The organism is Streptomyces sp. NPDC051907, assembly GCF_040681075.1.
Taxonomy (GTDB): Bacteria; Actinomycetota; Actinomycetes; order Streptomycetales; family Streptomycetaceae; genus Streptomyces.
Map to the genome: position 1 here is coordinate 1 of NZ_JBFAYB010000173.1, position 8,356 is coordinate 8,356.

The 8,356-nt window shown below is 64.1% G+C and carries 6 protein-coding genes and 2 pseudogenes; 3 read left to right on the forward strand and 5 right to left on the reverse strand.

Going from position 1 to position 8,356, the window contains the following annotated elements; all coding sequences use genetic code 11:
* On the reverse strand, positions 1 to 542 hold a 542-nt coding region (locus AB0M39_RS40475; protein WP_365373761.1), incomplete at its 3' end, for a CppA N-terminal domain-containing protein.
* Positions 543 to 925: 383 nt separating this feature from the next.
* Here AB0M39_RS40475 and AB0M39_RS40480 point away from each other — a divergent pair.
* Both AB0M39_RS40480 and AB0M39_RS40485 read left to right on the forward strand, forming a co-directional pair.
* Positions 926 to 2,084, forward strand: a pseudogene (locus tag AB0M39_RS40480) (transposase); the annotation flags it as partial.
* Positions 2,085 to 2,302: 218 nt separating this feature from the next.
* Positions 2,303 to 3,988 (forward strand): RICIN domain-containing protein, encoded by a 1,686-nt coding sequence (locus tag AB0M39_RS40485; RefSeq protein WP_365373764.1) that lies wholly within the window; start codon positions 2,303 to 2,305, stop codon positions 3,986 to 3,988.
* Positions 3,989 to 4,160: 172 nt separating this feature from the next.
* On the opposite strand, the pseudogene AB0M39_RS40490 reads toward AB0M39_RS40485, so the two are convergent.
* Positions 4,161 to 4,247: pseudogene (locus tag AB0M39_RS40490) on the reverse strand (site-specific integrase); the annotation flags it as partial.
* 635 nt (positions 4,248 to 4,882) lie between these two features.
* Between AB0M39_RS40490 and AB0M39_RS40495 the strand changes: the two are divergent.
* Positions 4,883 to 5,920: an aromatic acid exporter family protein gene (locus AB0M39_RS40495; protein WP_365373767.1), complete on the forward strand. Its 1,038-nt coding sequence runs from the start codon at positions 4,883 to 4,885 to the stop codon at positions 5,918 to 5,920.
* 371 nt (positions 5,921 to 6,291) lie between these two features.
* Here AB0M39_RS40495 and AB0M39_RS40500 read toward each other — a convergent pair whose 3' ends face one another.
* From AB0M39_RS40500 to AB0M39_RS40510, 3 genes are all read right to left on the reverse strand, one after another.
* Positions 6,292 to 6,495 (reverse strand): DUF6479 family protein, encoded by a 204-nt coding sequence (locus AB0M39_RS40500; protein ID WP_365373770.1) that lies wholly within the window; start codon positions 6,493 to 6,495, stop codon positions 6,292 to 6,294.
* Positions 6,496 to 6,831: 336 nt separating this feature from the next.
* Positions 6,832 to 7,695 (reverse strand): Rieske (2Fe-2S) protein, encoded by an 864-nt coding sequence (locus AB0M39_RS40505; RefSeq protein ID WP_365373773.1) that lies wholly within the window; start codon positions 7,693 to 7,695, stop codon positions 6,832 to 6,834.
* 526 nt (positions 7,696 to 8,221) lie between these two features.
* A partial coding sequence (locus AB0M39_RS40510) for a sigma-70 family RNA polymerase sigma factor (protein ID WP_365373775.1) occupies positions 8,222 to 8,356 on the reverse strand: 135 nt, incomplete at its 5' end.

Below are 8,356 nucleotides of genomic sequence, written 5' to 3' on the forward strand. Positions count from 1 at the left end.
TTATTGATTGCTTTAAGACCAAAATCTGATTCATAAAATTCAATAATTGATTGGTCAGCAACATTCAAATCCATTGCTATAATTTCAAAATCTGACAAACCTTTAAAAGTTTTATCTTCCTCAAGTTCAATTTCTGATTTATCAATTTCTGTCAGTGATGATAAATCTGTCAGTAAATCTGATGTTACCAAAAAAAGTTCTGCTTCAGGCGAAAGTGCTGAAAAAGCAAAGCCGTTTTTTCCTTTATAGACCTTAGAAATCTTGTCCAAGTTACGAACAATTAATTGCTCAATCTCAGATGAATTAGCTTTGATCACCGTTTGCCCGTGTTTTTTCAATCCTTCAACAGGACGAAAACCTGGTGATTCTTCTAATTGAAACCGATCTTTTTTCGCTTCATGCCCACCAAGCCATACCATTGCGCCTTCTTCTACCAAGACCTTAAATCCAAGCACTTCACGGTAGAAATCTAAATTTTCTTCACGGTTAAGCACACGATAGACTGGTTGAAAAGCGGTAATATGATTTATAATCTCGCTCATTTTAGCCTCCATTGATTACATTTACAAATAACTATCTCTTATTTTCGCAAATTTCAAGGAAATTATCAACGATTTATATCTTTTAGTTTTCCTTTCTACATTAAATGTGTAATTTTAAAATCTCAATAAAAAAACTCATAGTCGTTAACCATGGGCATTTTTAAGGATAGTTTTAAGTACATATCTAGGTACGAACAAAGTTAGACTGACCTTTTAGTGTGGTTGCCAGATATGCACATTTTTGAGGTAGCTCTATTTTACTACAATTTATTCAAGTTCAGATTAACAAAAGTTATCAACAAAAATGAAATATTTTCTTCTGCTGACAGCTATTACTATGCTATAATATTGACATGTTTAATATAGAAAAACTTCAATCATTAGCCAAATATCGTTGGGTAATTGTAATTATTTTGGCGCTACTTTTTTCAGCCCTATCTGTCAGTATTTTTCACTTGCCATTTTTAATGACAGCTCTCACGCCTGTGCCACGTGGACCAGACGTATCTGAGGCTGGCAACGTACCGGGCCGCGAACGCCGCGCTCATCAGCCACCAGGCGTCCATCGGCCTCGCGCATAGCTGGGGAGGCGGGTTGGTCGCCTCGGTGGACGGGATGCGGTTCGTCGTGCCCGTCCCGTCGGTGTACGCGCGGCCGAACCCGAAGTACTTCGGGCGCCGGGGCGGCGCGACGTGGCTCAACATGATCAACGACCAGGCCGCGGGGCTCGGAGGGAAGGTCGTGGCCGGCACCCCGCGCGACTCCCTGGACGTGCTGGACGTGCTCTACGACCGCGACGGCGGCAAGCGCCCGGAGATGATCGTCACCGACACCGCGAGCTACAGCGACATCGTCTTCGGCCTGCTCACCCTGGCCGGGTTCGCCTACGCCCTGCAGCTCGCGGACCTGCCCGACCAGAAGATGTGGCGGATTGACCGCACGGCCGACTACGGCGCGTTCCAGGACGCGGCCCGCGGCCGGGTCGATCTCGCCCGGATCGAGCGGCGCTGGGAGGACATCCTGCGGATCATCGGCTCCATCCACACCGGAGCCGTCCGCGCCTACGACGTGATCCGGATGCTCTCCCGCGACGGGCGGCCCACCCCGCTCGGGGACGCGATCGCCCACTACGGGCGGATCGCGAAGACGCTGCACATCCTGCGCATGGCCGACGAGCCCGGATACCGCCGCCAGATCAAGGTGCAGGCCAACCTCCAGGAAGGCCGCCACGCCCTCGCCCGGAGAATCTCCCACGGCCGGGCCGGGCAGCTCTACCAGCGCTACCAGGACGGCATGGAGGAGCAGATCGGCACCCTCGGACTCGTCCTCAACGCCCTCGTGCTGTTCAACACCCGCTACATGGACGCCGCCCTCACCCGGCTCCGCGCCGACGGCTTCGACGTCCGCGACGAGGACGTGACCCGCCTCTCCCCGTTCGTGCGCCACCACATCAACGTGCTCGGCCGGTACTCCTTCCAGCTCCCCGAGCTGTCCGGGGGCCTGCGCCCGCTGCGCGACAGGAACACCCCCGGCGACGGGTGACCTCCCGGGTCCGGATTTCATCCGTCGGAGGCGAAGCCGGTGTGAGCCCGTAAACGGCTTCGGGCCCGCCTCCGCCGGGCATGTCAGCCGAGAGCTTGAGATTTCGCCAAAAGGGCACCTGCCGGGGCTGGAATGCGATCTGTCTCACATGTGGGTGTAGTGGCAGGCTCGTCGGTGTTCGCCCCCGGGCTGTCGGGGGTCGTCGTGGGGAGAGGCGTATGGGCGGGCCGGGCTTACCGGAGCGGGACTGGATCGCGGACGCGTTGCGCGAGGTGCTGGGCGGCGGGGAGCTGTCGGAGCGCAAGCAGGCACGGGTGGAGGGGAACCGGGCACGTCACCATCTGCTGGCGGTGACGCTGAACGCGTTCGCCCGTCTGGGGCAGGGGGCTGAGCTGACCGAACTGGAACAGGGCACGGTCGACCAGTTCATACGGGCGGGGATATCCACCGAGCGGCTGGCCGAGTACGGGCGGATCTTCGCCGAGGCGAGCCCGGAGGCCAGGGCGCGGGCGTTCCCCGACTCGTCCGCCGGCCTGACGCCCGAGACCGGCTACGGTCTGGCGGAACTCCAGCAGGACGCTCCGCAGATCGCTCGTGACATCGCCGGTATGCCCCAAGTGCGGGCAGTGGAGCTGACGCCCGGGCGGGAACCGAGCGACCTGCCCGCGGCCGGCAGTGACGCGGCCTCGGCGGCCAGGGCCGCCGGGTGGGGCACGACAATCGTCCACGCGCCCACCCCTCCCGCGGACACCGACCCTCTCCCGGCATCACTGTCGGCCGCGTTCGCCGCCGGATCCTCCGGGTTCGCCGCGCTGCCCCCCGTGCTCGCCTCCGGGACAGAGATCACCATCCGGGCCGAAAGTTTCTACTGCGAGAAGGAATCGACCGAGCTCTCGGTCGACGACGAGCTGTACTTCGCCTTCATCGCCTTCGACAAGAGCCACTCCACCTCGTGGCTCTCCCCGACGATTGAGAACGTCGACGCCGGGGAGAGACACAACTTTCCCTTCCCCAACACCATCTGGAGCCGGAGTCTGGCCCCCGGGAGCCTGGTGGTCGCCGTCGATGTGTGGGAGGAGGACAGCGGCGATCACCGCGACGAAATCAAGGGCGCTCTGAGTCAAGCCGCCTCGTCGCTGCTCGACCAGCTTCAGGACAACGACGGGAGCGACCTGGCGGTGGCGACGCTGGGAACGGCGTTCGACCTCCTCGACGAGAACATCTTCTCCCCCATCGCCCAGGCATTCAGTGCCGGCTTCTTCACCCTCGTCCAGGCCATGATCAACTGGAGTCATGACGACCACGTCGGCAGCCACAATTTCGTCTTCACCCAGGAAGCCCTGCTCAACCTGGCCACCACGAGCTTTGGCTGGGGGGCGTTCTACTTCCCCACGGTGACCTCCCAGGAAGCGTTGATCGACGGGAGCAGCGAGGGAGAGGCCCGTATCCGGCTCAAGCTCACCGGCTGGGGGTTCAACCCCATCCGGCGCGTCAAGCTGACCTGCGCAGGCAGCGGCAAGGCCCTCAGCGTCCACGGCGGCTCGACCGAGAACGACGCCAACGTCGTCCAGTGGCCCTACCACGCCGGTGACCACCAGCACTGGTACTTGCAAAGCGTCGCGGGCGACGCCTGGCGGCTGATCAATGCGAAGAGCCTCCAGGCCCTCAGCGTCTACGGCGGCTCGACCGACGATGGAGCCAACGTCGACCAGTGGCCGTACGAGGGCACCGCCAACCAGTTGTGGACTCCGAAGCCCGTCAACGACAATGTCTGCGAGCTGGTCAACAAACGCAGCGGCAAGGCCCTCAGCGTCTACGGCGGCTCGACCGACGATGGAGCCAACGTCGTCCAGTGGCCCTACCACGCCGGTGACCACCAGCACTGGCGCATCGAGGACGTCTGACCCGATTCAACGAGGCTCCGGCACCTGCCCGGGGAGCGCCCCCGTCAGACACCCGGCCCGGCCACGGCCACCAACGACACCGCGCCGGGTGAACGGCGGGCGAAGCGTGCGCGCCCGAGATCATCCCTGGCCCCATGGCGTTGAGCCGTCCCTCCGCACCGGGCGAGACGGCTCAACGCCGGGCGTCGCCCGGGGCGAGGAGGCTGGTCAGCTCGGCGACCGCCTCCGGGGAAGGCTTGAAGTACCGGCGCACATTGTCCGTCCAGGAAGACGTCGGCCGCCGACCGGACCGTGAGCGCTTTCCCGGCGGGCAGTTGTACGACGGCGGGCCCCGCTTCCCCCTTGCCACAGATAACAGGGTCGCTTCGCGCACGGCCCCGCGGACGTCGCCGCGGGTCGCGATCAGCGATGCCGCAGATAATAGGGCGTTATCCGTGGGAAGACTTCAGCCCGGCCCCGAGACCGACGCCCCGTCAGCCGCCCACCAGGGCCGACGGAGGCTTAGCGCACGATCTGACATGGATGTTCCTCGACTCCCGAATCAAACGTTGGCCTCGAGGCGCCCCAGGTATGCGTTTGACGTGATGTGGTTGTCCCGTGGCCTTCTCTTCGCCGCTGAGCGCTCGCGCGGCAAAGGCCTTGGTCTTCTCGATTCTGCTGGAATGCCGGCCCGCACCTGGACGCCGAGGCAGGCCCTCCCACCTGCCGTTTTGGGGTGCGTCCGCACGGGCACACGCCGCCAGAGGGACCTTGGCGCTGGGCGCGATGCCGGAAGTTTGGTGGAGGACACAGGTGTGGTGGGACCGGCTGACGTGGGAAGCGGCCGCGCTCCGGCGTTCGGCGGCGCGGGCCGTTCGGGAGCCGGGGGGTGAGCGTATCGCTCTCACTCAGTCGTTGAAGGCGGCCGCGGCTGCTGTCTTGGCCTGGGCGGTGACCGGCTGGTGGTGGGAGTCGCCCACGGCCCTCATGGCGCCGTGGGCAGCGGTAGCGCTCGTCCAGAGCACCGTCTATCGCTCCCTGATCTCAGCGATCCAGCAGGTAGTCGTGATCGCTATCGGCACGGTGCTCGCCGTGGGAGCGGCGGCGGTCACCGGCAACACCATGGCCGCCATGGCGATCGTCCTTCCCGTGACCGTACTGCTCGGCAACTGGACACGCTTCGGTACTCAGGGCATCTACGCCCCCACCACCGCTCTCTTCGTACTGGCCTACGGATCCACGTCATTCGCCGCCGTCGGGTCGCGTCTCCTCGACACACTGGTCGGCGCCGCCATCGGAGTCGCAGTGAACGCGCTCATCCTGCCGCCGCTCCACCTACGCGATGTACAGGTGCATCTGGAACGACTTCCCTGGCAGACCACACAACTGCTGCGCACAATGGCCGCTGGGGTCGAACGAGGCTACGCGCAGGCGGACGCCGAACGGTGGCACGACCACGCACGCGGACTCCACGGCGACCTCGCCAACCTCCGTGAGGCGCGGGGCTGGACCAAAGAGAGCTACCGCCTCAACCCCGCCCATCGACTCCGCCGCAGCGGACCGACCCTGCCGACCGTCGAACTCGACGCCGCCTGGGAGCGCATCGCCCACCACCTCATGTCACTGACCCGTCTCCTCGCCGATGCCGCCGGCGACAGCCCTGCGCTGCGCCCGCCGCACACAGCCGCGCTGGAACCGCTGAGCGAACTGCTGCGCCATGCAGCCGACTCTGCCGCGCCTTCGGCGCAAGTCGCCGCGGCACACACCCGTGATCGTGGCCCCCAGCTCCAAGATCGGAGAGAAGTCGCGCTGACGGATGCGTGGAACGCGCACAGCCGTCTGAAGGTCCAAGTCACCCAGGGGGACGCCGAGGCCGCGACCTCCCTCGGTGGCGTGGTCGCAGAGACCCAGCAACTTCTCTTCGCCCTGGAGCGGCAAGACACTCAAGCCTGAGAACCCGCAGCCCCGCACGCGAGCTGCGCCGACTCATATCTCAACGGGGTGTGGTGGGGTCATCGCTGCGGCGAGATTCGGAGCTAGAAGCCTGTTCGAAGGTGATGTCGTCCAGAGGGCGAACGGCAACAGACAAGTTGGCTTCCATCATGCGCACGGCAGCCTTGGCCAGCTCCGGGTCGATGTGAGCCAGTGCTTCCGGGGCCGCATTGACGTCGAAGTGGCGGATGTGGGCGTCCAGCGCGGAGTAGAGGATGCACTTTTTGGTGACTTGGCCACTAGAACGAGGTGCCGGGCTTCGAGTTGCCCGAGCAGGTAGGCCAAGGGCGTCTCGTAGAAGATGGTTCGGGCAGCGGGCACCACCACTTGGATCATTCTTGGGGGGTGTCCCACGATTGTGCGCGCCGCTGTGCGGCGGGGTTCTGCTGCTCCGGTCGGACGGCGGCTCGACGCCGGGCACTGCGTCGGCTGCCGTACCAGAAGGCGCCGATCAGCAGAGCGGCCACGACCACACCGACGAAGATGAGAAAGAGCGGAGCTCGGCCTTCGGCCGCAAGGTTCGCAAAGGCGATCATGCCAAGCGTCTACCCACGATGGCACCGGTTAACGGGGCTCGACGAGGGCGCCGTCCTGGAGAAACGGGTCGGCTGAGCCCTCGGCCCGTATGCGGCGCCGGTTTGGCGAGGTGACGCGCGAAACGGTAGCCCGGTGCCGTCCGCAGACGATCTGGCGGCCGGTGCGAGCTGCGGGAATCGCTGTTGGTTACTGTCCAAGAACTGCGCGAGAAGGCCCGCCGGATGGAAGAGGAGATCGAGCGGGGAAAGCGGGACAGGGACGGGGCTGGACCCCATGGAGTAGCTCCGCTGCCGTGGCCTCGGCGACTGCGCCGGGGCCACGCGCGGTCGGGGCGGTCACGCCGCAGGAGTGGAGCTCCGCTCCACAGCAGCCTGACGTAGGCGTGCGTGGAGGCGGCCTGAGGCGATTTTGGTCTCGAAGGAGGGCTGGGGGGCGGTCGCCGGGCCCTGCAGGTTCCATCCGTCCGACATCCGGAACAGGCTGCCGTGCCAGGGGCAGCGAACACAGCCGTGTTCGATCACTCCTTCGCTTAGCGGGCCACCGAGGTGACTGCACTGCTCAGCGATGACGTGGACGGCTTGTTCGCTCTCACGGACAACCAAGACCGGTACGGCGTTGATGGCGCGTCGAACAGCCTCGCCCACGGGGAAGTCGGCGGCCGCGCCGATGTCGTGCCATCCGGCGCCGACCAGATGCGGAACCTGCTCGGCGTGGTTCGCGCCAGCCGCCTGCCGATAGGCCAGATGGCCGCCAATCGCTGAGCCGACGCCGGCAACCGATAGCCCGGCGAAGCCCAGCGTCACACCCCGGACATTCTGGCCACGGATCCGTGCGACGAGGGAGCCGCAGTACAAGACGACCGCGGCGGTGTTGGCGGCCGCGTGTACGAGTCCGACACGCTGTTGCTGCCGATGCAACTCGGCCCAGTCGATCCAGCCAGCCAGTGCTGCCGGGCCCGCGCCGGCCAATCCGACCGCGATCAGGGTTCCGGCAGCTTTCCGCTGACCAGGTACAAGGTCGAGCACCGCGGCCGAGGTCCAGGCCCCGACAGGCACTTGCACCAAGGCTGGATGTACCGGGTGCCCCAGCCAGCGCCCATGCAGCGCATCGCGGCCTCGGCCCAGCGGCAGGCGTTTGATCGCCCGCGTGACCATGTCCAGGAGGCGATCGGCTCCCGCAGAGCGTTCCACCCAGTCCATGGCTTTGAGAATCCGTCCGGGACCGTTCGACGACGGCAGCGCCCTCCGCCTCATCGACTCACCGGCACTGGCACGCTCCGCACGCACTTGGTCCATGAAGCACCGCCTAACCGTCGATGCACAGGAGGAAACACGTCGGGGATCCATTTCGCCCGGTCGCCTGACCAGGGGCGAGGCGGCGGTACGTCGACCACACTCACAGGCGGTGCCCTCCGAGGGCCCTGTCTCCTTGAGGTCAGGCGTACAAAAGCATGGCCGTGCCGATGGTAGGCCGTTCCGATGCGGCGATGGCCTTGGGTTTGTGTGACGGGCTGGGAGGCAGTCGTGGTCGACTCGTCGGTGGGCCGGATCGCTGGTCCCTGGGGCGGCCGTGTACCGCACGGCTGGCATGAACCGTGGTCCGCTCGGGTGGACACCAATCTCGCCGATGGCGTCGAGCCTGGCATGGCTCAGCGGTGGGTGCGGGCTGAGCGCCCCGTACGGGCGCGGCGGCGCGTATCACCCGCGAGTTGTCACGGCAGGGTTTTCAGGCGAGCATGCCGGTGCGGAGCTGGGTGAGCGTGCGGGTCAGCAGGCGTGAGACGTGCATCTGGGAGATGCCGAGTTCGGCGCCGATCTGGGACTGGGTCATCTCCTGGCCGAAGCGCATCTCGATGATGCG